28 protein-coding genes and 1 tRNA gene are annotated in these 25,402 nt (G+C 67.7%); 23 read left to right on the top strand and 6 right to left on the bottom strand.

What is annotated here, in order from left to right:
• Positions 1-57: 57 nt before the first annotated feature.
• On the bottom strand, positions 58-1,326 hold the full coding sequence (locus ACX1DX_RS04900; RefSeq protein WP_459397823.1) for a glycosyltransferase 87 family protein: 1,269 nt from the start codon (positions 1,324-1,326) through the stop codon (positions 58-60).
• A 27-nt stretch (positions 1,327-1,353) separates the two neighbouring features.
• A tRNA-Arg gene (locus ACX1DX_RS04895) sits at positions 1,354-1,425 on the bottom strand.
• 83 nt (positions 1,426-1,508) lie between these two features.
• Here ACX1DX_RS04895 and ACX1DX_RS04890 point away from each other — a divergent pair.
• From ACX1DX_RS04890 to ACX1DX_RS04795, 20 genes are all read left to right on the top strand, one after another.
• On the top strand, positions 1,509-2,012 hold the full coding sequence (locus tag ACX1DX_RS04890) for a hypothetical protein (RefSeq protein ID WP_459397822.1): 504 nt from the start codon (positions 1,509-1,511) through the stop codon (positions 2,010-2,012).
• Between the two features lie 43 nt (positions 2,013-2,055).
• Positions 2,056-3,459 (top strand): diaminopimelate decarboxylase, encoded by a 1,404-nt coding sequence (gene lysA, locus ACX1DX_RS04885; RefSeq protein WP_459397821.1) that lies wholly within the window; start codon positions 2,056-2,058, stop codon positions 3,457-3,459.
• Positions 3,456-4,760, top strand: a complete 1,305-nt coding sequence (locus ACX1DX_RS04880; RefSeq protein WP_459397820.1) for a homoserine dehydrogenase — start codon at positions 3,456-3,458, stop codon at positions 4,758-4,760. The genes lysA and ACX1DX_RS04880 overlap by 4 nt, the downstream gene beginning before the upstream one ends.
• A gap of 1 nt (position 4,761) precedes the next feature.
• A complete protein-coding gene (gene thrB, locus ACX1DX_RS04875; RefSeq protein ID WP_459397819.1) occupies positions 4,762-5,646 on the top strand; it encodes a homoserine kinase in 885 nt (294 codons plus the stop codon).
• Positions 5,647-5,826: 180 nt separating this feature from the next.
• A complete protein-coding gene (rho, locus tag ACX1DX_RS04870) occupies positions 5,827-7,653 on the top strand; it encodes a transcription termination factor Rho (protein ID WP_459397818.1) in 1,827 nt (608 codons plus the stop codon).
• A 94-nt stretch (positions 7,654-7,747) separates the two neighbouring features.
• A complete protein-coding gene (gene rpmE, locus ACX1DX_RS04865; RefSeq protein ID WP_076058500.1) occupies positions 7,748-7,948 on the top strand; it encodes a 50S ribosomal protein L31 in 201 nt (66 codons plus the stop codon).
• Positions 7,949-8,036: 88 nt separating this feature from the next.
• Complete coding sequence (prfA, locus tag ACX1DX_RS04860; RefSeq protein ID WP_459397817.1) at positions 8,037-9,104, top strand: peptide chain release factor 1; 1,068 nt, start codon at positions 8,037-8,039, stop codon at positions 9,102-9,104.
• Positions 9,101-9,958 carry a peptide chain release factor N(5)-glutamine methyltransferase gene (gene prmC / locus ACX1DX_RS04855; RefSeq protein ID WP_459397816.1) on the top strand — a complete coding sequence of 286 codons (858 nt, stop codon included), beginning with the start codon at positions 9,101-9,103 and terminating at the stop codon, positions 9,956-9,958. Before prfA ends, prmC begins: the two co-directional genes overlap by 4 nt.
• Positions 9,955-10,728, top strand: a complete 774-nt coding sequence (locus tag ACX1DX_RS04850; protein WP_459397815.1) for an L-threonylcarbamoyladenylate synthase — start codon at positions 9,955-9,957, stop codon at positions 10,726-10,728. Before prmC ends, ACX1DX_RS04850 begins: the two co-directional genes overlap by 4 nt.
• Positions 10,728-11,873 (top strand): MraY family glycosyltransferase, encoded by a 1,146-nt coding sequence (locus tag ACX1DX_RS04845; RefSeq protein WP_459397814.1) that lies wholly within the window; start codon positions 10,728-10,730, stop codon positions 11,871-11,873. Before ACX1DX_RS04850 ends, ACX1DX_RS04845 begins: the two co-directional genes overlap by 1 nt.
• Complete coding sequence (locus tag ACX1DX_RS04840; RefSeq protein ID WP_459397813.1) at positions 11,866-12,324, top strand: hypothetical protein; 459 nt, start codon at positions 11,866-11,868, stop codon at positions 12,322-12,324. Before ACX1DX_RS04845 ends, ACX1DX_RS04840 begins: the two co-directional genes overlap by 8 nt.
• Before the next feature lie 299 nt (positions 12,325-12,623).
• Positions 12,624-13,424: a F0F1 ATP synthase subunit A gene (gene atpB, locus ACX1DX_RS04835; protein ID WP_233120660.1), complete on the top strand. Its 801-nt coding sequence runs from the start codon at positions 12,624-12,626 to the stop codon at positions 13,422-13,424.
• 56 nt (positions 13,425-13,480) lie between these two features.
• A complete protein-coding gene (gene atpE, locus ACX1DX_RS04830; RefSeq protein ID WP_076058514.1) occupies positions 13,481-13,699 on the top strand; it encodes an ATP synthase F0 subunit C in 219 nt (72 codons plus the stop codon).
• A 17-nt stretch (positions 13,700-13,716) separates the two neighbouring features.
• The gene (locus tag ACX1DX_RS04825; RefSeq protein WP_076059433.1) at positions 13,717-14,247 is read left to right on the top strand and encodes a F0F1 ATP synthase subunit B; all 531 of its coding nucleotides are present in this window, start codon (positions 13,717-13,719) and stop codon (positions 14,245-14,247) included.
• Positions 14,244-15,041 carry a F0F1 ATP synthase subunit delta gene (locus tag ACX1DX_RS04820; RefSeq protein ID WP_459397812.1) on the top strand — a complete coding sequence of 266 codons (798 nt, stop codon included), beginning with the start codon at positions 14,244-14,246 and terminating at the stop codon, positions 15,039-15,041. The genes ACX1DX_RS04825 and ACX1DX_RS04820 overlap by 4 nt, the downstream gene beginning before the upstream one ends.
• Positions 15,042-15,064: 23 nt before the next feature.
• The gene (atpA, locus tag ACX1DX_RS04815) at positions 15,065-16,702 is read left to right on the top strand and encodes a F0F1 ATP synthase subunit alpha (protein ID WP_459397811.1); all 1,638 of its coding nucleotides are present in this window, start codon (positions 15,065-15,067) and stop codon (positions 16,700-16,702) included.
• A 6-nt stretch (positions 16,703-16,708) separates the two neighbouring features.
• Positions 16,709-17,623 carry a F0F1 ATP synthase subunit gamma gene (locus ACX1DX_RS04810; protein WP_459397810.1) on the top strand — a complete coding sequence of 305 codons (915 nt, stop codon included), beginning with the start codon at positions 16,709-16,711 and terminating at the stop codon, positions 17,621-17,623.
• An 8-nt stretch (positions 17,624-17,631) separates the two neighbouring features.
• Entirely contained in the window at positions 17,632-19,083 is a 1,452-nt protein-coding gene (atpD, locus tag ACX1DX_RS04805) for a F0F1 ATP synthase subunit beta (RefSeq protein WP_076058525.1), read from the top strand.
• A 4-nt stretch (positions 19,084-19,087) separates the two neighbouring features.
• Entirely contained in the window at positions 19,088-19,498 is a 411-nt protein-coding gene (locus tag ACX1DX_RS04800; RefSeq protein ID WP_459397809.1) for a F0F1 ATP synthase subunit epsilon, read from the top strand.
• 88 nt (positions 19,499-19,586) lie between these two features.
• Positions 19,587-20,045 carry a DUF2550 domain-containing protein gene (locus tag ACX1DX_RS04795; RefSeq protein WP_459397808.1) on the top strand — a complete coding sequence of 153 codons (459 nt, stop codon included), beginning with the start codon at positions 19,587-19,589 and terminating at the stop codon, positions 20,043-20,045.
• A 28-nt stretch (positions 20,046-20,073) separates the two neighbouring features.
• Here ACX1DX_RS04795 and ACX1DX_RS04790 read toward each other — a convergent pair whose 3' ends face one another.
• On the bottom strand, positions 20,074-20,676 hold the full coding sequence (locus tag ACX1DX_RS04790) for a cob(I)yrinic acid a,c-diamide adenosyltransferase (RefSeq protein ID WP_182763516.1): 603 nt from the start codon (positions 20,674-20,676) through the stop codon (positions 20,074-20,076).
• A 27-nt stretch (positions 20,677-20,703) separates the two neighbouring features.
• On the opposite strand from ACX1DX_RS04790, the gene ACX1DX_RS04785 reads away from it, so the two are divergent.
• The 3 genes from ACX1DX_RS04785 to ACX1DX_RS04775 all read left to right on the top strand — a co-directional run bounded on the left by ACX1DX_RS04785 (position 20,704) and on the right by ACX1DX_RS04775 (position 23,660).
• The gene (locus ACX1DX_RS04785; RefSeq protein WP_233120662.1) at positions 20,704-21,375 is read left to right on the top strand and encodes a peptidylprolyl isomerase; all 672 of its coding nucleotides are present in this window, start codon (positions 20,704-20,706) and stop codon (positions 21,373-21,375) included.
• 71 nt (positions 21,376-21,446) lie between these two features.
• On the top strand, positions 21,447-22,877 hold the full coding sequence (locus tag ACX1DX_RS04780) for an MBL fold metallo-hydrolase (protein WP_459397807.1): 1,431 nt from the start codon (positions 21,447-21,449) through the stop codon (positions 22,875-22,877).
• Positions 22,878-23,660: a sulfite exporter TauE/SafE family protein gene (locus ACX1DX_RS04775; protein WP_459397806.1), complete on the top strand. Its 783-nt coding sequence runs from the start codon at positions 22,878-22,880 to the stop codon at positions 23,658-23,660.
• Here the strand turns inward: ACX1DX_RS04775 and ACX1DX_RS04770 are convergent.
• Genes ACX1DX_RS04770 through nucS form a run of 3 tightly spaced genes read right to left on the bottom strand, consistent with a single transcriptional unit; the run spans position 23,632 to position 25,372 of the window.
• Entirely contained in the window at positions 23,632-24,411 is a 780-nt protein-coding gene (locus tag ACX1DX_RS04770; RefSeq protein WP_459397805.1) for an alpha/beta fold hydrolase, read from the bottom strand. The genes ACX1DX_RS04775 and ACX1DX_RS04770 overlap by 29 nt on opposite strands.
• Complete coding sequence (locus tag ACX1DX_RS04765; protein WP_459397804.1) at positions 24,408-24,680, bottom strand: Rv1322 family protein; 273 nt, start codon at positions 24,678-24,680, stop codon at positions 24,408-24,410. The genes ACX1DX_RS04770 and ACX1DX_RS04765 overlap by 4 nt, the downstream gene beginning before the upstream one ends.
• The gene (gene nucS / locus ACX1DX_RS04760) at positions 24,680-25,372 is read right to left on the bottom strand and encodes an endonuclease NucS (RefSeq protein ID WP_459397803.1); all 693 of its coding nucleotides are present in this window, start codon (positions 25,370-25,372) and stop codon (positions 24,680-24,682) included. Before nucS ends, ACX1DX_RS04765 begins: the two co-directional genes overlap by 1 nt.
• Positions 25,373-25,402 lie beyond the last annotated feature (30 nt).

Raw genomic sequence — 25,402 nt, 5'->3', positions numbered from 1 at the left:
ACGTCTGCGGCTGCTTCACTGAGCTTACCCAATAATGGGCAGCCGTCCCGACCACTCTCAGGACGTGGAGCGACGGGTCGCCTTCAGAGTCAGCACGACGGAGTAGGCCGTCAGTGCCACGAGCGCGAGGTTGCGCAGGATGAGCACGGAGGTCTCCGGGCCGGCGCCCTGGGGAATCGCCATGATCCCGTACGCGCCCCACGGATAGGTGAACTGGGTGAGGCCGCCGACGATCACCAGCGCCACCGCGATCACCGTGGTGTGGCGGCGCAACCACTCGCTGCGCTGCACCACCAGGAGCGCGGCGACGGGACCGCCGAGCCACACGATGTACTGCGGCGACAGCGTCTTGTTGGCGATCACCGTGGCCAGCACGATCGCCAGCACAGCCAGCAGCATGGCCTCGTGGAGACGGTGGTCCTGGTCGCGGAAGAGCCGGATGAGGCGGTAGCTCAGCCAGATGGTCAGCAGCACCGACGCGGCGGTCAGCACCGTCGACACCGTCAGCAGCTGGTTGATGCCCGGGCCGGTGACGATCTCGAGCGCGTTGTACTGCGACAACTCGATGAGCCAGCTCTCGTTGTGGGTGAACGTGCGCAGGAACATCAGAGGTGTGGCGGGCACGGATTCGATCTGTAGGCCGCGGTCGCTCTGCCACGTCAGCGGGGAGGCCGAACGGGTCCAGCCGCTCGTGATGAGCGACGCGGCAGCCAGGCCGAAACCCACCACGATGAAGCCGATGAGCCGCGAACGTGCGCCCCCTCTGCGCAACGGGTTGGGCGCCAACAGGGGCCCGATCAGCAGCGCCGGCCACAGCTTCACGGCCGCGCCCAGCCCGATGACGCCGCCGGCGATCTTCGGGAACCTCAGCGCGTACACGCAGGCGACGGCGACCAGGGCCGCAGGAATGAGGTCGAAGCGGTACCAGAGCACCGCCCCCTGCGCGCCGGTGAACAGGATCCAGAAGAGCGTCCCTGCAGCATTGCCGCGTCGGTACATGAGGATCGCCACCAGGGCGTCGAGCGCGAGGAAGCAGCCGACGTACACCGGGGTCCAGGTTTCCCAGCCGCCGCCCAGGGCGTAGATGATCTGCAGGAGCCACACGGCGGGGACGGGGTACTCGAGCATGATGCCCGTCTCGCCCATGTCCAGCTTGTTGAGGTAGAAGGCGTAGTAGCTCACGTCGTTGGCGATGAACGCCACCTGCTCGAGCTTGAGCGACAGCAGGATGAGGAGCCGGGTGGCGGCGAACAGTGCCACCAACAGCACAGGGACGAGGAGGTCTCGGAAAGTCAGGCCACGAGGCGCGCGCCCGGCTCCGGTCATCTTCTGGCCTCCCCTGTGAACGGCTTGCGCCCCCGCGAGGATTCGAACCTCGGCTCCCGCCTCCGGAGGGCGGTGCTCTATCCCCTGAGCTACGGGGGCCAGTTACCCGAAGGCGACCGGTGAAAGGTTAGCACCTCGAAACGGTCGTCAACACCACCACCGCCTGCCGTTATGGTTGCGGCGTGCGTAGGTTGCTCGTTTTGGTGGTCAGTGCGGCGCTGCTCGTGGGGTGCGTCTCGCGCCCGGAGCCCGCTCCTGCGGTGCTGCGCGACACCGCGCCGCCCTGGGATGCGCCCCGTGATGCCGTCTCCTACATCCGTGCGGCCGGACTGCGCGAACTGGGCCTCGGCGACGACGCCGACCCGTGGATCCTCGACCTGGAGGTCACGGTGGACGGCGCCCCCGTCGAGGTGCCCGCCTACATCGGGATCGACCGGCCCCGGGCCGTCCAGGCGCCGGTGCACACCCACGATCCGGGCGGGGAGGTGTGGCTGGAGGGGGAGGAGAACCGCGCATCCACCCTGGGCGACTTCTTCACCCTGTGGGGTGTGAGGTTCGACGACGGCTGCCTCGGTGCCGCCTGCGGATCGCTCGAGGTCAGGGTCGACGGCGAGGTCGTGGACGGCGAGCCTGCCCAGGTACTGCTGCGTGAGGCTCGGGAGATCCGGGTCGTGGCCACCAGTTGAGCGAAGTAACGGTTGCCGAGTGCGCTCTGGCAGGCTTGACCCCATGACGCACATGCACATCGCCGGCTCGATCCACGCGGACGCCGTGCAGGGTGGGCCCCAGTGGCTCACCGTGCCCGACGACCTCAACGAGCTCGACCTCAAGCTCTGGCCCCGCGGCACCCACCGCGACGACCGGGGCCGCATCGTGGTGGCAGGTGTGGCGCTGACGGACGCGGCCGCAGAGCACGGCACGCCCGTCTACGTGATCGACGAGGACGACTTCCGCTCCCGGGCCCGCGACTTCATCACGGCCTTTCCCGGCTGGTCGGTCTACTACGCGGGCAAGGCGCTGCTGACCCGGCGCGTCGCCCGGTGGGCGGCCGAGGAAGGCCTCAACCTCGACGTCACCACCATGGGCGAGATGCGCATAGCGCTGGCCGGCGGGATGCCGGCCGGGCGGCTGGGCCTGCACGGCAACAACAAGTCCGACGAGGAGATCGCGTTCGCCCTCGAGCAGGGCGTCGGGCGGATCATCGTCGATTCGTTCGACGAGATCAACCGGCTGGAGCGGGCGTGCGCCGACGGCGGCCACACGGCCAACGTCCTGATCCGCGTCACCACCGGCGTCGAGGCGCACACCCACGAGTACATCGCCACCGCGCACGAGGACCAGAAGTTCGGCCTCAGCATCATGGGTGGCGCGGCGCTCACCGCGCTGGTGCGCTGCCACTCGTCGCGTTTCCTCGAGTTGCGCGGCATCCACAGCCACATCGGTTCCCAGATCTTCGAGACGCACGGCTTCGAGGTGGCCATCCGCCGCACGATGAAGCTGGCCTCGCAGTTCCGTCAGGCAACGGGCGTAGAGCTGCCAGAGCTGGACCTCGGTGGTGGCTTCGGTATCGCCTACACCGCGGCCGATACGCCGTCGACGACCACGGAACTCGCCTCCTCCTTCGAGGAGATGATCGACCATGAGTGCCGCGCGTTCGGCATCAACCGCCCCCACCTGAGCATCGAGCCCGGCCGTGCTATCTGCGGCCCGTCCGGCGTGGCCGTCTACGAGGTCGGCACCGTCAAGCAGGTCGAACTCGAGGGCGGCCGCTCGCGGGTGTACGTGAGCGTCGACGGCGGCATGAGCGACAACATCCGCCCGGCCCTGTACGCCGCCGAGTATTCCGGCGCGATCGCCAACCGTACCTCTGATGCGCAGCCGGTCCTGTGCCGCGTCGTGGGCAAGCACTGCGAGGGTGGCGACATCCTCATCCGCGACGTCTTCCTCCCCGCGGACGTGCGCATCGGGGACCTCATCGCCGTCCCGGGATCCGGCGCCTACGCACGCAGCATGGCCAATAACTACAATCAGATCCCGAAGCCCCCTGTCGTCAGCGCGAAGGACGGTGTCACCGACGTGATGCTGCGCCGCGAAACGCTGGATGACCTCATGAGATTGGACGTGGGTAAGTGAGCAAGCCGCTGAAGGTTGTGCTGTTGGGGGCCGGCGTCGTCGGTAGCCAGGTGGCACGCATCATCCTCAACGAGGGCGACACCCTCGAGGCCCGCATCGGCCGTCGCCTCGAACTCGTGGGCATCGGCGTCCGGCGCATGGACGTCGAGCGGCCCGGCATCGACCCGGCGCTGCTGACCACAGACCTCGAGTCCCTCGTCGCCCGCGACGACCTCGACATCGTCATCGAACTCATCGGCGGCCTCGAGCCCGCCCGTGAACTGGTGCGCACGGCCCTCCAGAAGGGCGCCTCGGTGATCTCCGCCAACAAGGCCCTCCTGGCGGAGGATCTGGGTGAACTGTCCCGCATCGCGGAGGAGAAGGGCGTCGACCTCTACTACGAGGCTGCCGTCGCGGGCGCCATCCCGATCATCCGGCCATTGCGCGAGTCGTTGGTGGGCGACGACATCACCGAGGTGATGGGCATCGTCAACGGCACCACCAACTTCATCCTCGACAAGATGGTCACAGACGGCGTCAGCTTCGACTCGGCGCTCGCTGAAGCCCAGCAGCTGGGCTACGCCGAAGCTGATCCCACCGCCGACGTCGGCGGCCACGACGCGGCGGCGAAGGCCGCCATCCTCGCCGGGCTGGCGTTCCACACCGAGGTCAAGGGCCAGGAGGTCTTCACCGAGGGCATCACAGGCGTGACCGAGGCCGACATCGCCGCGGCCGAGTCCATGGACTGCACCGTCAAGCTCCTCGCGGTGGCCAAGCTGACCGACGACGACCGCATCATCGTCAAGGTGCACCCGGCCATGGTGGCCAACAAACACCCGTTGGCGGCGGTGCGCGGCGCCTACAACGCCATCTTCGTGAACTCGCGCGAGGCCGGCGAACTGATGTTCCTCGGTGCCGGCGCGGGCGGTGCCCCGACGGCCAGCGCAGTGATGGGCGACGTCGTCACCGTGGGCCGCAACCGCCACCGCGGCACCGCCGCCCACATCGGCTCGGGCTACACCCGCCGCCAGGTGGCGCCCGTCGGAGAGTCCTGGACGCAGTTCTACGTCAGCTTCGAGGTGGAGGACCGCCCGGGCGTGCTCGCCAGGTGTGCCGCGGTGTTCGGCGACCACAACGTGTCGCTGCGCGTGGTGCAGCAGTCCTATCTCGAGGACGAGGCGCACGTGGAGAGCTTCCCCGCACGCCTCGGCGTCATGACGCACATCACGCAGGAGTCGTCGCTGGCGGCCGTCGTCAAGCAACTGTGCGAATCTGATTTCGTGGGCTCCCAGGTGCGCGTCATGCGCGTCGTAGGCTTCTGAGGTGGCCCGACGCCTGACTGTGCGGGTGCCGGCCACGACGGCGAACCTGGGTTCCGGGTTCGACTGCGTCGGCATGGCCTTCGACTGGTACGACGAACTGACGCTGGACTTGTGGGAGGGGCCCGGCCTCGAGGTTGCGGTGACGGGGGAGGGCGCCCACCAGGTGCCGACGGACGAGAGCCATCTCGTGGTGCGGTCCATCCACAGTGGCCTGGCCGCCTGGGGCGCTGAGGCGCCCGGGTTCCGCCTCACGGCGCACAACACCATTCCGCACTCGCGGGGACTCGGCTCCTCGGCGGCTGCCATCGTGGCCGGCCTGACGCTGGCGTGGGGCATCGCCCGCCCCGGCGAACCCATCGACCGTTCCGCCATCACGCGGCTGGCCCACGAAGCCGAGGGCCATCCCGACAACGCCGGTGCCGCGGTCTGGGGAGGCGCGATCCTTGCGTGGGCCCGCGATGAGAGGGTTTCGCTGGTGCAGTTGCCGCTGCCGGAGGATTTCCGCGCGGTGGCGTTCGTGCCGGATTTCGAGTCGAAGACCGACGACGCGCGCGCCGTGCTGCCGGACACCGTGACGCGTGCCGACGCCGTCGCGCAGGCCATCGCCGCGGCCGCCCTGCCGCTGGCTCTCACGAAACGACCCGATCTCCTCTTCGACGCGACGTCGGACCGGCTGCACCAGCAGTACCGCGCGCCCATGATGCCCTCGAGCCACGACCTGATGCTGCGCCTTCGTGAGGCAGGGGCGCCGGCCGCGATCTCCGGTGCCGGGCCCACGGTGATCGCCGTCGGCCTCGACGAGCAACTGGCGGGTGTCGACGCCGTCGATGTCACGGGTTTCACCGTGCGCCACCTTCGTCCCGCCGGGGGCGTGGAACTGTTTTAGCCCGAAACTTTGGTATCTGGGCCGGGTCATTGCTAACCTGATGAGTGGCCCACCGAAGAAGGCGCTGTTCGCGGCGAGTCTGCCGCAGTTCTTCAGCTGCTGAGTGGGTCCCATCATTCTGACGCCGACGGCGCCTCCTGAATCCATTTTCGGCGCGTCGGCTCTTGGGAAGGAATCTCGTTGAGCGAATCCGCTGACCTGTCCAGCATGAAACTGGTCGACCTGAAGCAGGTGGCCACAGGGCTGGGCATCAAGGGCATCTCCGCCATGCGGAAGGCCGATCTGGTCTCCGCCATCCAGAACCAGGGAGGCGGCAGGCCGGCGCGCCAGCGCAGCGCCGAGCGTCCCGCGCAGGCGGAGCTCCTCACCGAGGCGCAGCCGAAGAACGGATCCTCCGCCCCGGAGCAGCCGCGCGATGGCGAGTCGTCCCGCGACCAGCAGCCCCGCGAACAGCGTGACCAGCAGCCCCGCGAACAGCGCCAGCAGCGCGATCAGCAGTCGCGTGGCGACCAGCAGCGTGGCGACCAGCAGCAGGGCGACGGCACCCGCACCCGGCGTCGCCGCGGCCGTGACCGCGAGCGTCAGCCCAACCCGGAGACCATCGAAGTGGTGGGCGAACTCCTGGAGGCCGCCATGGGCGGCGCGCAGCCGGCAGCCGGCGGCCAGCAGCAGCCGCAGCAACAGCAGCGCGAGCAGCAGCCGGCGCAGTCCCGCTCCGTGAACGTCGAGCCCGCCAGCTACGACGACGACCAGGGTGGTTCCCGCCGTGGCCGCCGCCGCCGCAGCCGCGACCGTGACCGCAACCAGCGCCGCCCAACCCGTGGCGGCCAGGGCATGGACCGCATGGACGCCGAGGTCACCGTCGCAGACGACGACGAGCTGGCCAACATCTCCGGCATCGTCGACATCAACGACAACTACGCCTTCGTCCGGACGACGGGCTACCTGCCCGGCCCTGCGGACGCCTACCTGTCCATGGCCACCGTCCGCCGCTACGGCCTGCGTCGTGGCGACGTGATCAGCGGCGCCGTGCGCGTCGCCCGCGAGGGGGAGCGCAAGGACAAGTTCCAGCCGCTCGTGCGCATCGACTCCGTGAACGGCGACGACCCGGAGAAGGCCAAGGGCCGTCCCGAGTTCCAGAAGCTCACCCCGCTGTACCCGCAGGAGCGCCTGCGCCTCGAGACGGTGCAGAACAACCTCACCGGCCGCATCATCGACCTGGTCTCGCCCATCGGCAAGGGGCAGCGCGGCCTCATCGTGTCGCCGCCGAAGGCCGGCAAGACGATGATCATGCAGTCCATCGCCAACGCGATCGCCGCGAACAACCCTGAGGTGCACCTCATGGTCGTCCTGGTCGACGAGCGTCCCGAAGAGGTCACCGACTTCCAGCGCACCGTGTCCGGCGAGGTCATCGCCTCGACGTTCGACCGCCCCGCCGAGGACCACACCATGATCTCGGAGCTGGCCATCGAGCGCGCCAAGCGTCTCGTGGAGCTGGGCCACGACGTCGTCGTGCTGCTGGACGGCATCACCCGCCTGGGTCGTGCCTACAACCTGGCCGCCCCCGCGTCGGGCCGCATCCTGTCCGGTGGCGTGGACTCGGCGGCGCTGTACCCGCCGAAGAAGTTCTTCGGCGCCGCCCGCAACATCGAGAACGGTGGCTCGCTGACCATCCTGGCCACCGCTCTCATCGAGACCGGTTCCAAGATGGACGAGGTCATCTTCGAGGAGTTCAAGGGCACGGGCAACATGGAACTGCGCCTGCGTCGCGAGCTCGCGGACAAGCGCATCTTCCCGGCCATCGACGTCGACGCCTCGGGTACCCGTCGCGAAGATCTCCTCCTCAACCGCGACGAACTGCAGATCATCTGGAAGCTGCGTCGTGCGCTCTCCGGTCTGGACAACCAGGCCGCGCTGGAGACGCTGAAGTCGCGGATGACGAAGACCCCCAGCAACCACGACTTCCTGCTCAGCGTGCTCAAGACCACCCCGGCCCAGGACGGTTAGGCCGCAACGGTCGCGCGTGGCATAATACGTAGATGTGCCGGTTCACGCCGCCTCCAGGCGACCCGGCCGAAACCCACACCCCTAGGAGTCCATCATGAAGCAGGGAATTCACCCTGATTACGTCGAGGCCCAGGTCACCTGCACCTGCGGCAACACGTACACCACCCACAGCACCAAGGCAACGCTGAACGCCGACGTGTGCGCCGAATGCCACCCGTTCTACACCGGCAAGCAGAAGATTCTTGACACCGGTGGCCGCGTGGCGCGCTTCGCGAAGCGTTACGCCAAGAAGTAGCCAAGCAGACGAACGCCGTGATCCGGGCAGTGCCCGGACCGGCGTTCGTTTCTTTTTGCCCTCGATCCACCGCGCCCAGGAGCCAGCCATGTTCGACAACGCACAGCCTCTGATCGACGAGTTCCGCGATCTGGAGAAGCAGCTATCAGACCCCGAACTGCACTCCGACATGGCCCGCTCCCGCAGGGTCGGGCGCCGCTACGCCGCGCTGCGTCCCGTCGTCGAGGGCATCGAGGAGTACCGCCGGCTGACCGGTGACCGCGGGGCGGCTGCTGAGTTGGCGGCCGACGATCCGGCGTTCGCAGACGAGGTCGCGGAACTGGACGCCGAGATCGAGACGGCCACGGCCAAGCTCACCCGGCTGCTCGCCCCGCGCGACCCCAACGACGACACCGACGCCCTCGTCGAGATCAAATCCGGCGAAGGCGGTGACGAGTCCGCCCTGTTCGCGGGCGACCTGTTGCGCATGTACACCCGCTACGCCGAAGACCTCGGTTGGAAGATCGAGATCCTCGATGCGCAGGACACAGACCGGGGCGGGTACAAGTCGGTCACCGTCGCGGTCAAGGGCGGCAGCAGCCTGGGGTTCGGGCCCTACGGCCGGCTCAAGTTCGAGGGTGGCGTGCACCGCGTCCAGCGGGTGCCGGTCACGGAATCGCAGGGGCGCATCCACACCTCGGCCGCAGGCGTCCTGGTGATGCCGGACGTGGAGGCCGATGAGGTGGAGATCAACGACGACGACCTCCGCATCGACGTGTACCGCTCATCCGGCCCCGGCGGCCAGGGCGTCAACACCACAGACTCCGCCGTGCGCATCACGCACCTCCCGACGGGCGTGGTGGTGAGCTGCCAGAACGAGCGCTCCCAGCTGCAGAACCGCGAATCTGCCATGCGGATGCTGCGTGCCCGTCTCACCCAACGCGCGGAGGCGGAGGCCGCTGCGGCGGCCTCCGACGCCCGCAAGTCGCAGGTGCGCACCGTGGACCGTTCGGAGCGCATCCGCACCTACAACTTCCCGGAGAATCGGATCACTGACCACCGGATCGGCTTCAAGGCCCACAACCTCGACGCCGTGCTCGAGGGGGCGCTCACCCCGCTACTCGACGCGCTGGCCGAGCAGGATCTCGCCGAGCGCCTCGCCGGAGTGGGCGGGTGAGGGCCAGCGAAGTCGCCCACGAGGTCGCCGAACGCCTGAGCCGCTCCGGCTCGCCCAGCCCCGGCCCGGAGGCGCGCACCCTGGTGGCGCATGTGCTCGGCATCGAGCCGGCACAGTTGCTGGTGGCGACAGTCTCGCCCGGGCAGCGCGCCGTCGTCGACCAGCTCGTCGACCTCCGCGCCGGGGGTGCGCCGCTGCAGCACCTGACCGGAGTGGCCCACTTCCGGTACGAGACCCTCGAGGTCGGCCCCGGCGTGTTCGTCCCGCGTCCGGAGACCGAGGAGATGGTCACCTGGGCCCTGCATCGACTGGCCGCGCGGCCCGTCGGTCGGCGCCGTGTCGTGGAGCTGTGCGCCGGCTCGGGTGCCATCACAGCGGCCATCGGGCACGAACTGGGCCAGGTGGAGCTCCACGCCGTCGAACTCTCGCCCGACGCGCACGCGTATCTCGTGCGCAACCTGGACGGGCTGGCCGTCGACGTCGTGCTCGGCGACATGGCGGAGGCTTTCCACGAACTCGACGGCACCGTTGACCTCGTGATCGTCAACCCCCCGTACATCCCGGAGCCGCACAGGCAACTGCTGCCCGCCGACGTGTTGCAGGACCCCGAGATGGCGCTGTTCTCTGGCCGGGACGGCCTCGACGCACTGCGGGTCGTCGCTCAGGTCGCCGCGCGGCTGCTGCGTCCCGGCGGGCTCCTCGCCACGGAACACGACGACTCCCATGCGCCCGCCGTCGTGCGCCTCTTCGAGGAGGCCGGTTTCGCCGACGTGACCCCACGCAACGATCTGACGGGCCGCCCACGGTTCGTCACTGCCGCCGCACCGGCGGATGATGGCAGGATTGGGCTGTGACTCAATCCCCACGCGTCTTCAACCTCGACGCCGACGCCGACGGCGACACCGGCCTCCGCGAGGCCGCCGCAGCCGTCCGCGAGGGCCAGTGCATCGTGCTGCCCACAGACACCGTCTACGGCATCGGGGCAGACGCCTTCGACGCGGACGCCGTGCAGCGGCTGCTCAACGCCAAGGAGCGCGGCCGCGACATGCCCCCGCCCGTGCTGGTGGCGGAGCCGTCCATGCTGCGCGCGGTCGCCGACGAGGTGCCCGAGGGTGCGGCTGCCCTGGCGAAGGCCTTCTGGCCCGGTGCACTCACCCTGATCCTGCGCGCCCAGCCCCGCTCCGGCATGCAACTGGGGGACACCGGCGGCACGGTCGCCGTGCGGGTCCCGGACCATGAGGGCGCGCGCGCCCTGCTGCGCCACACCGGCCCGCTCGCTGTGAGCTCCGCCAACGTCCACGGCCGGCCCGCCGCGGTGACGACCCAGGAGGCGGTCGACCAGCTGGGCGACCGCGTCGCCGTCTACCTCGACGCGGGGCCCGCCGCCGGGGGAGTGGCGTCCACCATCGTCGACTTCGCCTCCTCGCCGGAGGGTCGTGTCCTCAGGGAAGGCGCGCTGAGCCTGGCGCAGCTGCACGAGTTCGCACCCCAGGTCGTCGGCCTACCGACCGAACCGGAACCGGAACCTGATCCGGAGCCCGAACTCGAACCCGAGTCTGCGCCGGAGCCCGAGCCGCAGTCCGACGTCTCGGCCGAGGGTGGACCCGAGGAACCGGGTCACTAGTGCGCGAATACCTCCTGGTGCTGTTCGTCGCAGCCGGTGCCACCTACCTCCTGTCGGGGTTGGCCCGGACCATCGCGGTGCGCACGGGAGCCCTCGCCACGGTCCGCAACCGGGACGTCCACACCCATCCCATCCCGTACTTCGGCGGCATGGCGATGTTCGGTGGCCTGGTCATCGCCATGCTGCTCGCCGTCCAGATGCCGTTCCTCGGCCGGTACACCACCGTGGAGCACGATGCCTCCGCCGTGCTGTGGGCGGGCCTGGTCATCTGCATCGTCGGCGTGCTCGACGACAAGTACGACATGCCGGCGTTGGTGAAGCTGGGCGGCCAGGTGCTGGCCGCCGGCGTCGCCGTCATGCAGGGCGTGCGCATCTACTGGATCCCGCTGCCGAACCGGATCGTCGGGCTCGACGACACCACCAGCATCATGGTGACCGTCCTGATCATCGCCATCTGTGTCAACGCCGTGAACTTCGTCGACGGCCTCGACGGCCTGGCGGCCGGCGTGGTGGCCATCGGGTCCGGCGCCTTCTTCAGCTACACCTACGTGCTGGCCTACGAACAGGAACTCGCCCGCGCCACGACGGCGAGCCTCATCACGGTGGCCACCTGCGGCATCGCCGTGGGGTTCCTGTTCCACAACTGGCACCCCGCGAAGATGTTCATGGGCGACTCCGGCGCGATGCTGCTCGGCCTGCTGATGGCCATGAGCGCCATCTCCTTCACGGGCCAGCTCGACCCCAGCGCGCTGGCGCAGGGCAGCGACGTGCTGCCCGCCATCCTGCCCATCCTGCTGCCGGTGGCGGCGCTGGCGCTGCCGCTCCTCGACCTGATGCTCGCCTGGGTGCGGCGGGCCTGGAACGGCCAGCACCCGTTCCAGGCGGACAAGCAGCACCTGCATCACCGCCTGCTGGCCCGGGGACACTCCCACTGGGGGGCCGTGCTCCTCATGTACGGCTGGTCCGCCGTCGTCTCGGTGGGGCTGGTGCTGATCGCCCTCACCAACCGCTCCACCGCGGTGTGGCTGGTGGCGGGCAGCCTGGTGACCGTGCTCGTGCTCACGCTCTGGCCAGTGCGCACCGCGCCGAGCTTCATCGGCGGCCGCGAGGCCGAGGTCGTCGACAGGAAGAGCGTCGATGACTGAAGCGCGCCGCAAGGTGACGGGAGCCACCCAGCGGGCCAGGGAAATGATGATCGGCGGTGTCATCGCCGGTCACGTCGTGGGCCTCACCATCCTCGGCCTGGCCCTGGCCATCGACGGCCCGAGCGCCGCCCTGACGGCCGCCCTGGGTTTCGCCGCCGTCGTCATCTTCTACTCGATCGGGCAGGCGCTCGAGGTGGTCGCCTCCGAACTCGAACCCTTCCAGGGGCTCAGCCTGGTCCTGGTGAGTTACGGCGTCCGGGTGGTGGGCATCGCGGCCGGGCTGTGGGCGCTGCTGAGCCTGCCCACCGTCGCGCCGCACGTCTCCAAGGGATGGCTGCTCCTGAGCGTGGCGGGCACGGTGCTGGCCTGGGTGTTCGGCGTCGTGTTCGTGGCCTCCCGCCAGCGGGTGCCGGTCTACGACCACGAGTACGAGCCGCCGTCCTCTGGCTGACCGCAGAGGTTTTTGGGACAGGACGTCGCCGATGTGTAACAACCTGCTCTTTCCGCTAGGCTCAACCACGTTATGGGCACTTCACCTACGCCAGGCGACGGGTCAGAGCGTTCTGGCCCCACCGGGCATGAGGACGGCATGGCCGTTCTCGCCTACATCCTCGCAGGGTTGATCTTCTACGGGGGCCTCGGGTGGGTCGGTGATCATTTCCTCGAGACAACATGGTTACTGCCACTCGGACTCATCGTAGGACTTGTCAGTAGCTTGTATCTGATCATCAAACGATATGGGAGTGGTACGTGACTCTGGGCCTTCTTCCGCTGGAGACCGGCGGCGACTACGAGCCACCTGGCACCGAGGACTTCCTCTGGGGATCCATCATGCCGGGCGTCCTCCCCGACTGGGTCAACAAGCCCCTCATCCAGGCGGTCATCGGCGCCCTCCTGGTCATCACCCTGTGGGTGATTGCGTCCCGCAAGCTGAAGGTGCGGCCCACCAAGGGTCAGTTCTTCGCGGAGTACCTCTACGAGTTCGTCCGCAACGGCATCGCGCGCGACATCCTCCATTCCGACTTCCGCAAGTTCCTGCCGTATCTCCTCGGCCTCTTCACGTTCCTGCTGGTGAACAACTGGTTCGGCCAGTTCTTCTACTTCATGTACCCGGCGTTCTCCAACGTCGGCTACGCCTACGGCCTGGCCATCCTCTCCTGGTTGGTCTACGTCGGCGCAGGCTTCGCCAAGTGGGGCTTCGGCGGCTTCCTCAAGAGGGCGCTCGTCCCCGACGGCGTGCCCGTGTACCTGCTGCCGCTGGTCATCCCGCTGGAGTTCCTGGCCACGTTCATCACGCGCCCCATCACGCTGGCCCTGCGTCTCTTCGCCAACCTGTTCGCCGGTCACCTCGTGGTCATGGTGTTCGTGGTCGGTGGCGGCTGGCTCCTCACGCAGCAGGACAACCTGTTCTACAACATCTCCGGCGGCGTCTCGATCCTCTTCAGCCTCATCATCATGCTGCTGGAGCTGTTCATCGGCGCCCTGCAGGCCTACATCTTCACCGTCCTCACCGCCCAGTACGTGTCGACCTCGATCGCCGAGGCGCACTAAAGCACCGATAATCCTCCCCAGGTCGACCGCCTGGGTAGTCATCCGAAAGGAAACACATGTCCCTCCTCGAAATCACCGGCAACCTGAACATGATCGGTTACGCGATCGCCACGATCGCCCCCGCCCTCGGCGTTGCCTGGATCTTCGCGTCGGTCATCAACGGCACCGCCCGTCAGCCCGAGGCCCGTGGCGCCATGATGAGCACCGCCTTCATCGGCTTCGCCGTTGTTGAGGCTCTCGCCATCATCGCCATCGCTCTCGCGTTCGTTCTCTGAGGCATCCTGTGGTCCCCTTGGAAGGGGCGCAAGACATCCTTGGGCCCCTTGCACCCCACCACTGGTCGGAGGTGTTCGCGGGCATCGGCCTGATGCTGATCATCTTCCTCATCATGTGGAAGGTCGTCGTTCCGGCATTCGAGAAGATGTACGAAGAGCGCTCGAACAAGATCGAAGGTGGCATGCAACGCGCTGCAGCCGCAGAGGCGAAGGCCGAAGCTGCGCTCGCTGAGTACAACGACCAGCTCAATGCTGCTCGTGAGGAAGCCGCCCGTATCCGTGAGGATGCGAAGAACCAGTCCGCCACGATCCTCGCCGAGGCTCGCGACAAGGCAGGCAAGGAATCCCAGCGGATTCTGCAGTCGGGCCGTGCGCAGCTCGAGGCGGAGCGTTCGCAGCTGGTTCAGGATCTTCGCGGTGAGGTCGGCGGCCTGGCCACCGTTCTCGCCGGCAAGATCGTCGGTGAGTCCCTCACGGACGACGAGCGTGCCATGCGCACCATTGATCGTTTCCTGGCCGAGCTCGAGACGGCAGGATCGGATCGATGACGGCCCGCGACGTTGCCTACGCTGCGCTCGACTCCGAGGTGGCCGGCATCAGCACTGATGCCGGTACCGCGGAAGAGTTGTTCGCCGTCGTCGATCTGCTCGACGGTCAGCCGACGCTGCGTCGAAGCCTTTCGGATCCTTCGGCCTCCGAGGCCAACCGTGCACAGCTCGCCGAGCGGTTGCTCGGCGGGAAGATCTCGCAGGCGGCGCTCGACGTCGTCGTGGCCATCGTCAAGCACTCGTGGAACAGCGGCAACAGGCTGGTCCGCGCTCTGGAGCGGCAGGGCATCCGCCTGGTGCTGCGCAGCGCGCACCGCGAGGGTCGCATCGACGACGTCACGGGTGATCTCTACCAGCTGGCCGTGACCGTGGACGCGAACCGCGAACTGGCAGGAGCCCTGCGCAACGCGCAGTATCCGCTGGAAGGCAAACGCGACCTCATCAGCCGGCTCGTCTCGGGCAAGGTTCACCCCGCAACCGCGATGCTCGCATCGCGCGCGGCGAAGGCCCGCCAGCGCACCTTCGCCCTCACGGCGAAGTCGTACGTGGAGATGGGTGCCGAGATCGCAGGCGAAGAGATGGCCTTGGTCACGGTCGCACGGCCGCTCGACCCCCAACGTGTCGCCCGCCTGAAGTCCGCACTGGAGAAGCAGGTCGGCGGTACCGTCAACCTGCAGATCGAGGTGGACCCCGCTGTGCTCGGCGGCATGAGCGTGGTCATCGGCGATGACGTAATCGAATCAACCGTTGCTGCACGGCTCGAAGATGCCCGCAGGCAGCTCACCACCTTCTGAATCCTAAGAAAGAGTAGGACGACATGGCTGAACTCACCATCAGTCCGGACGAGATCCGCAACGCCCTGGACGATTTCGTGCAGGCGTACGAGCCCAAGGCCGCCGGCCGCACCGAGGTCGGCACTGTCGTCTCCTCGGGCGACGGCATCGCCCGCGTCGAGGGCCTGCCCTCGGCCATGGCCAACGAACTGCTGCGCTTCGAGAACGGCACCCTCGGCATCGCCCTCAACCTGGACGAGCGTGAGATCGGCGTCGTCGTCCTGGGCGATTCCGAAGGCATCAACGAAGGCTCGACCGTGCACGGCACAGGCGACGTCCTCTCGGTCCCGGTCGGCGACGGCTACCTGGGCCGCGTCGTGGACGCCATGGGCAACCCCATCGACGGTCTCGGCGAGATCAGCGGCCTCGAGGGACGCCGCGCTCTCGAACTGCAGGCCGCAGGCGTCATGGACCGTCAGGAGGTGCGCGAGCCGCTGCAGACCGGTCTGAAGTCGATCGACGCGATGATCCCGATCGGCCGTGGCCAGCGTCAGCTGATCATCGGCGACCGCAAGACGGGCAAGACCGCCATCGCGATCGACACGATCATCAACCAGAAGGCCAACTGGGAATCCGGTGACAAGAAGAAGCAGGTCCGCTGCATCTACGTCGCCATCGGCCAGAAGGGCTCGACGATCGCCGAGGTCAGGGGCACGCTCGAGGCCGCCGGCGCGATGGAGTACACCACCATCGTCCACGCGCCCGCGTCGGATCCCGCAGGCTACAAGTACATCGCCCCCTACGCCGGTTCGGCCATCGGCCAGCACTGGATGTACCAGGGCGCCCACGTCCTGATCGTGTTCGACGACCTCACCAAGCAGGCCGAGGCCTACCGTGCGATGTCGCTGCTGCTGCGTCGTCCCCCGGGCCGCGAGGCGTACCCCGGTGACGTCTTCTACCTCCACTCCCGTCTGCTGGAGCGTTGCGCGAAGCTGTCGAATGAGCTCGGTGGCGGCTCGATGACCGGTCTGCCGATCATCGAGACGAAGGCCAACGACGTGTCGGCCTACATCCCGACCAACGTGATCTCCATCACCGACGGCCAGATCTTCCTCCAGTCGGACCTCTTCAACGCCAACCAGCGCCCGGCGGTCGACGTCGGCGTGTCCGTGTCGCGAGTCGGCGGAGCCGCACAGGTGAAGGCCATGAAGCAGGTGTCCGGCTCGCTGAAGCTGAGCCTGGCCCAGTACCGCGACATGCAGGCGTTCGCCATGTTCGCCTCGGACCTCGACGCGACCACCCGCCGCCAGCTCGACCGGGGCGCCCGCCTCACAGAGCTGCTGCGCCAGGGCCAGTACGCGCCGTACCCGGTGGAGGACCAGATCATCTCCGTGTGGTCCGGCATCGAGGGTCACTTCGATGACGTACCGGTCGATGATGTGCTGCGGTTCGAGCAGGAGCTGCTCGACTACCTGCGCCACAACTCGTCGGTGCTGACCGACATCGCCGGCGACTTCCAGTTCGGCGACGACCGCAAGGCAGCCACCGTCCAGGCGATCGGCGAGTTCAAGAAGCTCTTCCGCACGTCCGAGGGCAAGCTGCTCGTCGGCCGCGAGGAGCACAAGCCGCTCGAGGACGAGGACATCGCCCAGACGACGATCGTGCGCCAGAAGCGGGGCTGATAGAGCATGGCATCCAGTCTGCGTGAGCTTCGCCAGCGTCGTCGATCAGTATCGACGACCAAGAAGATCACCCGAGCCATGGAGCTCATCGCCGCCTCCCGCGTCGTCAAGGCGCAGCAGGCGGCGAGAGCCGCGGCCCCGTACACCCGCGAACTGACCCAGGCCGTCTCGGCCCTGGCAAGCGTGGAGGATCTCGATCACCCGCTGCTGCGCGATGTGGAGAAGCCTCGTCGTTCCGCGATGCTGCTGATCACCTCTGACCGTGGTCTCGCAGGCGCCTACTCGACCAATGCCATCAAGGCGGCCGAGCAGTTGCACGCGAAGATCATCCAGGAGGGCCAGGAGAACGTCCAGTACATCACCGGCAACAAGGGTGTGGCGTACTTCGATTTCCGCAACCGTCAGATCGAGCAGTCGTGGACCGGTTTCTCGGATCGTCCCACGTACGCCAACGCCAAGGAGATCGCCGATGTCCTCATCGAGCGTTTCCTGCGCCCCTACGAAGAGGGCGGCGTCGACCAGTTGCACATCGTCGGCACGCGTTTCGTCTCGATGATGACGCAGACGGCCGTTGCGGTTCGACTGCTTCCGTTGGTCGTCGAGGACGCCCCGAGCGGCTACGTCGACAGCGCGGAGGAGACCCACCCGTTCTACGAGTTCGAGCCCGATGCTCGCACAGTGCTCGACAGGCTCCTGCCGCTGTTCGTCGCCAACCGTGTCCACACGGCGCTTCTCCAGTCGGCAGCATCCGAGCTGGCCAACCGGCAGCGCGCCATGAAGTCGGCCACCGACAATGCGCAGGAGCTCATCGAGAAGCTGACGCGCGCCGAGAACCAGGCTCGCCAGGCGGGCATCACACAGGAAATCACTGAGATCGTCGGCGGCGCTTCGGCGCTGGCGGAATCAGCCGGAAACGAATGAGGTAACAAATGACTGCCACTGTGAGCGACCCGCAGCCGGCCACCACCGGTGGTGTCGGCCGCGTTACCCGCGTCATCGGCCCCGTCGTGGACGTCGAGTTCGCGGCTGACCAGATCCCGCCCATCGGCAATGCGCTGACCGTTGAGACCGAGGTCATGGGCGAGAAGCGCACCATGACCATGGAAACTGCCCTCCACGTCGGCGACAACGTGGTGCGCGCCATCGCACTGAAGCCCACCGATGGCATGCGCCGTGGGGCCGAGGTCACCGACACCGGCGACGCCATCACGGTGCCCGTGGGCGACGTGACCAAGGGCCACGTCTGGAACGTGACCGGTGACGTGCTCAACGTCGACCCCGCGTCGATCGAGATCACCGAGCGCTGGCCCATCCACCGCGCGGCCCCCGCGTTCGACGCGCTGGAGTCCCGCACCGAGATGCTCGAGACGGGCATCAAGGTCCTCGACCTCCTCACCCCGTACGTGAAGGGCGGCAAGATCGGCCTCTTCGGTGGTGCGGGCGTCGGCAAGACGGTCCTCATCCAGGAGATGATCTACCGCATCGCCCACAACTTCGGTGGCACCTCGGTGTTCGCCGGTGTGGGGGAGCGCACCCGTGAGGGCAACGACCTGATCAATGAAATGGAAGAGGCGGGCGTCCTCAAGGACACCGCGCTTGTCTTCGGCCAGATGGACGAGCCGCCGGGCACCCGCCTGCGCGTCGCCCTGTCGGCTCTGACCATGGCGGAGTACTTCCGCGATGTGCAGAACCAGGACGTGCTGTTGTTCATCGACAACATCTTCCGCTTCACCCAGGCCGGTTCTGAGGTCTCCACGCTGCTGGGGCGCATGCCCTCCGCGGTGGGTTACCAGCCGAACCTCGCCGACGAGATGGGGCAGCTCCAGGAGCGCATCACCTCGACGAAGGGTCACTCCATCACGTCGATGCAGGCCATCTACGTGCCTGCCGATGACTACACCGACCCCGCCCCGGCCACCACGTTCGCCCACCTGGACGCCACCACGGAACTCTCCCGTGAGATCGCCTCGCGTGGTCTGTACCCGGCCGTGGACCCGCTCAGCTCGTCGTCGCGCATCCTTGACCCGCAGTACATCGGCCAGGAGCACTACGACACCGCGGTGCGCGTGAAGCAGATCCTGCAGCGCAACAAGGAACTGCAGGACATCATCGCCATCCTCGGTATCGACGAGCTGTCCGAAGAGGACAAGATCATCGTGAACCGTGCGCGTCGCATCCAGCAGTTCCTGTCACAGAACACCTACATGGCCGAGAAGTTCACGAACATCCCGGGCTCCTCGGTGCCGCTGGCCGACACGATCGAGTCGTTCCAGATGATCTGCAACGGTGACGTCGACCACATCGCTGAGCAGGCGTTCTTCAACGTCGGCGGCATGGATGACGTCATGGCCAACTGGGACCGCATGCAGAAGGAAAGCTGAGTCCATGGAGCACGCACCGCTGCATGTCGAGGTCGTCTCGGCAGACCGCGTGGTCTGGTCCGGCGACGCCGTCAACATCATCGCGCGCACGGTCGAGGGCGACATCGGCATCCTGCCCGGTCACGAACCGCTGCTGGCGGTCCTCGAGCCGTCCATGGTCGAGATCGTGACCGCAGAGGGCACCAGCGAGTCGCTGATGGTCGACGGCGGGTTCATCTCGGTGGCACACGGCCACGTGTCGGTGCTGGCGCAGTTCGCCACGCTCGGCCACGAGGTGAGTCTGGAGGAGGCCCGTAAGGAACTCGCGCCGCTCCTCCTGAAGGCCCAGCAGGGTCAGGCCGACGACGCCGAGATCCACCGGCTCAAGATGCTCAAGGCCCAGATTCGCGCAGGCGAACGAGCGGCCAGCAACTAGAAGCACCTACCACTCAGGGCGGTCCTCCATCGGGGGGCTGCCCTGAGTGCATACTTGGGAAGTCCCGCAGCGGAAAGGAGACCGGCAGATGTGGGAGATCGTATGGACAACGTTGATGGTGATCGCTCTTGTCCTGCTCCCTTTCGCGCTGCTTTACCTCCGCCGCCGCTGGCTCACTGGCCAGGGCGGTCTTTTTGACTGCGCCTACCAGATCAACGAGAAGACCCCCGGTTCCGGCTGGGTGCTGGGCATGGCGAGATTCCGGGGCGAGAACCTCGAATGGTTCCGGGCCTTCTCGCTGAACCTGCGCCCCAAACGGGTCTTCCCCCGCGTCGCCACGGCGTACGTGCACCAGCGTCAGCCGGCGGGCCTGGAGGCCATCGCGCTGTTCGAGGACTCCATGATTGTCACGGTGCGCGACCGTTTCACCGGGTCGACGTCGTCGCTCTCCATGGCACGCGATGAGGTGCTGGCACTGATGAGCTGGCTCGAGTCAGCCCCGCCCGGCTCCAACTACCTGCCGACCTCGGCGGATTCGCCCCCCTGATCTTCCGGGGCTCGCCAAAAGGGCGCAGTCAGGCTCGCGCCGGCTTCTCGCGGTCAGTTCCCGGTACCCAGAGGACTTCATGCTCCGTGCCGTTGGCGGCGCGGCTCATGATGAACAGCAGATCCGAGAGGCGGTTGAGGTACTTGATCGCCAGCGAGTTCACCCCGCCGTCGACGTCCAGGCCGTGTTCCTCGGCGCAGGCCCACGCCGCCCGCTCTGCGCGGCGGGCCACCGTGCGGGCCACATGGAGCTGCGCGCCCGAGGGGCTCCCACCGGGGAGGATGAAGCTGCGCAGGACCGGCAGGTCCTCTTGGAGCTCGTCGCAGTACGCCTCGAGGCGGTCGATCGAGGGCTGCTCGATGCGCAGCGGGGGCCACTTGGGGTCCGGGTCCAGCGGGTTGGAGATGTCCGCGCCCACGTCGAACAGCTCGTTGCGGACGAGGGCCAGCATCTCGACCACCCGATCCGGCAACCCTCCGAGGGCGACGGCCACACCGATGACGGAGTTCGCCTCGTCGGTGTGCCCGTAGGCCTCGACGCGCAGATCGGTCTTGCGGACTTCGGAGTTGTCTGACAGGCGGGTGGTGCCCGCGTCGCCGGTGCGGGTATAGATCTTCGAGAGTGTGACCATGGTCCCAATCTATGCCACAGTGAAGCCGTGCGTATTCGAGCCCTTGCCATGTTGAGCGCGGCCGCGCTCGTGTCCCTGTCCGCCTGTACCGACGCGAACCAGACCAACACAGGTCCGGTCTCGGGCGAGAACACCACCACCTGCGAGTACCCCAGCGCGGGGGAGCCCGCGAAGGCCGTCGACGCGCCAGCCACCACAGGGGTGCCGACGCAGGGCGAGGTGACCGCCACGCTCGAGCTGACGGCAGGTGACGTCACCATCACGATGGACCGGGCCAAGGCCCCGTGCACCGTCAACTCGTTCGTCTCGCTCGCGGAGCAGGGGTACTTCGACGACACCGTGTGCCACCGCCTCACGGACTACGGCATCTTCGTGCTGCAGTGCGGGGACCCGTCGGCCACGGGCATGGGTGGGCCGGGCTACAGCTACGCCGACGAACTCGAGCCCATCAAGGACCTGGGTCAGGCGGCCTACCCGACGGGGACCGTCGCTATGGCCAATGCGGGCCCGGACACCAACGGTTCGCAGTTCTTCCTGGTCTATGCGGATTCGCAGTTGGCGCCGGATTACACGGTCTTCGGCGCCATGGACCAGGCCGGCATCGATGTGGTGGGCGGCATCGCGGCCCAGGGCGTGGACGCGGGGGACCAGACCTCGCCTATCGCGGAGGCGAAGATCACCGCCGTCACGCTCGGCTGATTCACTCTTCAGTGACCTGACAACGGTCTTCGTCGGTCTCGTGGATACCCCCGGGGGTATCTGTTATGGTGGTGTCATCACAGACCCACGAGGAGAAGATCACCATGCTGCTGCATCGCTTCTACGACGAAGATCTCGCTCAGGCCAGCTACCTGATCGGATGCCAGGCGGAGAACACCGCCGTCGTCGTCGACCCCCGACGCGACATCGACGAGTACCTCAAGCTGGCCGCCCACCACGACATGTTGATCGTGGCCGTCACCGAGACCCACATCCACGCCGACTACCTGTCCGGCACCCGCGAACTCGCCGCTGCCACGGGCGCCACGATCTACGTCTCAGGTGAGGGCGGCGAGGACTGGCAATACGACTTCGAGGGTGAGCGTCTCTACGACCGCGACACCATCACCATCGGCAACATCACGATCGAGGCCCGTCACACCCCGGGCCACACCCCCGAACACCTGTCATTCCTCGTCACCGACGGCGCCTTCGCCAGCGACCCCGGCTACCTGCTGTCCGGTGACTTCGTCTTCTCCGGCGACCTCGGCCGCCCCGACCTGCTCGACGAGGCCGCCGGCGGAGTCGACACCCGCTTCGGTGGCGCCAGGCAGCTCTTCGCCAGTCTCAAGAACGTCTTCCTCCAGCTCCCCGACCACGTGCAGGTCTACCCGGCCCACGGCGCGGGCAGCGCCTGCGGCAAGGCGCTCGGCGCGCTGCCGTCCACCACGGTGGGCTACGAGCGCACCTACGCCTGGTGGGCGCCCTTCCTGGCCTCCGACGACGAGCAGGGCTTCGTCTATGAACTCCTCGACGGCCAGCCCGACGCCCACGCCTACTTCGGGCGGATGAAGCGTCAGAACCGGAGCGGACCGGCCGTGCTGGGCCACCCCCTCGCCGAACTCCCCGAACTGGACAATGTGTCCCTGGCGGCGCAGATCGGCGACGGCGAGGTCATCCTCGTCGACACACGTCCGCACGACGAGGTCCATGGCGGGACGGTGAAGGGCTCCGTGAACGTGCCCGGCCTGGAGAAGTCCGCCACCTACGGCTCCTGGGCCTACGATCCCGAGACCGACACAGCGTCCCTGGTCCTCCTTGCGTCGGACCGCGACGAGGCCAACGCCTACCGGCAGCACCTCATGCGCGTCGGGATCGACCAGGTCGGCGGTTACACCACGAGCCTCGACGGGCTGCCCATGTACATCCCGATGGTGATCCAGCCGGCCGAGCTCGCGTCCTACGAGCGCGACATGCTGCTGGACGTCCGCAACAAGACCGAGCACGCCGAGGGCGCCATCGACGGTTCGTACCAGCTGAGCGGCGGTCGAGTCCTGTGGCATCTTGACGAGCTGCCCCGCGACGGCAGGATCGTCTCCTACTGCCGCAGCGGGGTCCGCAACTCCGTGGCCGCCTCGGCCCTGCGTCGGAAGGGCTACGACGTGGCCGAACTGGACGGTAGTTGGCTGGGGTGGCTCGACTACCAGGAAGCCGCCAAGTAGGTGGCCACCACAGTCCTGGTACTGGTCCTCGCCGTCGCCGTCGGGCTCTCACTGGGCCTCCTCGGCGGCGGCGGGTCCATCCTCACCGTGCCGCTGTTGACCTACGTCGCGGGCATGGGGCCCAAGGAGGCGATCGCCTCCTCGCTGTTCATCGTCGGTGCCACCTCCGCACTGAGCCTCTTCGCGCACGCGCGCACCGGTAACGTGCAGTGGCGCACCGGCCTGGTCTTCGGCGCGGCCAGCATGGCCGGCGCGTTCGCCGGTGGTCTGGCCGGGGGCCACATCCCGGGCTTCGTGCTGATGCTGCTCTTCGCGTTGATGATGATCGCCACCTCGGTGGCCATGATCCGCGGCCGCAAAGCAGGGACGACGAAGGAGCGCGACCATCTCCCCGTGGCGAAGATCGTGGTCGAAGGGCTCGTCGTCGGCGCCGTCACCGGTCTGGTGGGCGCCGGCGGTGGGTTCCTCGTCGTTCCGGCGCTCGCGCTGCTCGGAGGGCTGCGCATGTCCGTGGCCGTGGGCACGTCGCTGCTGGTGATTTCGATGAAGTCGTTCGCGGGCCTGGCCGGCTACCTGACGACGGTGAGCATCGACTGGCCGCTGGTGCTGGGAGTGACCGCCACGGCCATGGTCGGCGCGCTCCTCGGTGCCCGCCTGACCCGGATGGTTCCGGAAAAGGCGCTGCGCAAGGGTTTCGGCATCTTCGTGCTGGTGATGGGCATCTTCGTGCTCAGCCAGGAAGTGCCGCCGCTCCTCAGTTCTGGGTCAGGAACATCCGGGTGATGCTGGTGAAGGTCTCCGGGTCATCGGCGTGCACCCAATGCCCGGCGTTCTTCACCGTCACCTGACGCACCCGCGGGAAGAGCGCCTGCATGGGCGCCTCATGCTCAGGCAGACAGTAGGGGGAGCGGCCTCCGGTCACCCACAACACCGGCCCGTCGAACTCGCCCTCGATGTGGGGCCAGCCGCCCACCGCGTGGAGTGAATCTGCCAGCAGGTCCAGGTTCGCCAGCCAGAACCACACGTGGTCCTTGTGGTGGAGGTTCTGCAGCAGGAAGCGGCGCACCGTCCGGTCCGGGATGAGTTCCTCGAGGGCCTCCTCGGCCTGGGTGCGGCTGTGCACCTCTGCCAGGTCGAGTGAGCGCAGCGCCGCCACCAGGTTGACGAACTGGGCCGCCTCCACGTTGCGGGCGGGCGAGATGTCCACCACCATCAGCTTCTCGACCAGTTCCGGCGCCTGGAGGGCGACGCGCATGGCGATCTTGCCGCCCAGCGAGTGGCCGATGAGTGCGATGGGCTCGTCGAACGACTGGTGGAGCCATTCGGCGACCTCGGCGGCCTGGTTGTCCAGCGAGAACGTCTCCGTCCACGGCGAGCGGCCGTGGTTGGGCAGATCCACCAGGTAGCTCGTGGCGACGTCTGTCAGCCCGGTGGCGATGGAGCCGAAGTTCTTGCCTTGGCCGAAGAGCCCGTGCAGGAACACGGCGGTGTGTTCCCCGGAGCCGATGGTGAGGTGGTGCAGTTGGTTCGTCATGCCTGTCCCCAGCAGTGTGTGTGCCAATGTCGTCGGGCCTCGATGCCGGTGTCGATGCCGTAGGCGCCGTTCTCAGGCCAGGCGACGACATGCGCGGTGCCGGAGGCGACCGTCTGCCGGCAGCCGGGACAGCGGTACTCCTTCTCCGCCCGGTGTGCGGGGACGTCGCGCACGATGTAGCTGACGCCCCCCTTCCTCACCCTGCGCTGCGAGCCGCCGGAGAGCAGCGGGCGCGGCGCCCGCAGGTGCTTGGAGGGGCGCCGGCCCATCAGAAGAGCCGCTCGTCGACGTTGTCGAGACCCCGCAGTGCGTCGTAGTCGATCAGGCGGCACTCGATACCCCTGTCGGTGGCGAGCGTCCGGGCCTGCGGCTTGATCTGCTGGGCGGCGAAGATGCCGCGCACGGGGGATAAGTGGGGGTCGCGGTTCATCAGTTCGAGGTAGCGGGTGAGCTGTTCCACACCGTCGATCTCGCCTCGGCGTTTCACCTCGACGGCGACGTAGCCGGTGCCTTCCCGCAGGAGGAGGTCCACCGGGCCGATGGGGGTGAGGTATTCGCGCTGCACCAGCTTGAGGCCTTCGCCCAGCGTGCCGGGGTGCTCAGCGAGGAGGGCCTGGAGATTCTCCTCCACACCGTCCTTCTGCAGGCCGGGGTCGATGCCGAGTTCGTGGGCCGAATCGTGCAGGACGTCCGCGATGGAGATGTGCAGGGTGTCGCCGTCCTTGGCTCGCACCTGCCACACTTCGGTGATCCCGAGGCGTTCGGAGGCCTCCGGATCCGGCTGCGTGATCTGCATGGTGCACGGCGGGCTCATCCAGTTGAGCGGCTTGTAGGCGCGGTCATCCGCGTGGATCGAGACCGACCCGTCAGCCTTGACCAGGATGAGCCGGGTGGCCAGGGGAAGGTGGGCGGTCAGCCTGCCCACGTAATCAACCTGGCACCTCGCAATGACCAAACGCACCCGACCAACCTAGCAGGCTTGCTCCGTGGA

It is taken from the genome of Tessaracoccus zhenghani (assembly GCF_054552775.1).
Note: the sequence above shows the minus strand (reverse complement) of the source record. Positions and strands in the feature narration are given on the sequence as shown.

Bases quoted from the DNA above. Each gene is read 5' to 3' on its own strand.
- ACX1DX_RS04900 (WP_459397823.1), bottom strand. From the start codon at position 1,326: ATGACCGGAGCCGGGCGCGCGCCTCGTGGCCTGACTTTCCGAGACCTC.
- lysA (WP_459397821.1), top strand. From the start codon at position 2,056: ATGACGCACATGCACATCGCCGGCTCGATCCACGCGGACGCCGTGCAG.
- rpmE (WP_076058500.1), top strand. From the start codon at position 7,748: ATGAAGCAGGGAATTCACCCTGATTACGTCGAGGCCCAGGTCACCTGC.
- prfA (WP_459397817.1), top strand. From the start codon at position 8,037: ATGTTCGACAACGCACAGCCTCTGATCGACGAGTTCCGCGATCTGGAG.
- ACX1DX_RS04840 (WP_459397813.1), top strand. From the start codon at position 11,866: ATGACTGAAGCGCGCCGCAAGGTGACGGGAGCCACCCAGCGGGCCAGG.
- atpE (WP_076058514.1), top strand. From the start codon at position 13,481: ATGTCCCTCCTCGAAATCACCGGCAACCTGAACATGATCGGTTACGCG.
- ACX1DX_RS04820 (WP_459397812.1), top strand. From the start codon at position 14,244: ATGACGGCCCGCGACGTTGCCTACGCTGCGCTCGACTCCGAGGTGGCC.
- atpA (WP_459397811.1), top strand. From the start codon at position 15,065: ATGGCTGAACTCACCATCAGTCCGGACGAGATCCGCAACGCCCTGGAC.
- ACX1DX_RS04810 (WP_459397810.1), top strand. From the start codon at position 16,709: ATGGCATCCAGTCTGCGTGAGCTTCGCCAGCGTCGTCGATCAGTATCG.
- atpD (WP_076058525.1), top strand. From the start codon at position 17,632: ATGACTGCCACTGTGAGCGACCCGCAGCCGGCCACCACCGGTGGTGTC.
- ACX1DX_RS04800 (WP_459397809.1), top strand. From the start codon at position 19,088: ATGGAGCACGCACCGCTGCATGTCGAGGTCGTCTCGGCAGACCGCGTG.
- ACX1DX_RS04795 (WP_459397808.1), top strand. From the start codon at position 19,587: ATGTGGGAGATCGTATGGACAACGTTGATGGTGATCGCTCTTGTCCTG.
- ACX1DX_RS04790 (WP_182763516.1), bottom strand. From the start codon at position 20,676: ATGGTCACACTCTCGAAGATCTATACCCGCACCGGCGACGCGGGCACC.
- ACX1DX_RS04770 (WP_459397805.1), bottom strand. From the start codon at position 24,411: ATGACGAACCAACTGCACCACCTCACCATCGGCTCCGGGGAACACACC.
- ACX1DX_RS04765 (WP_459397804.1), bottom strand. From the start codon at position 24,680: ATGGGCCGGCGCCCCTCCAAGCACCTGCGGGCGCCGCGCCCGCTGCTC.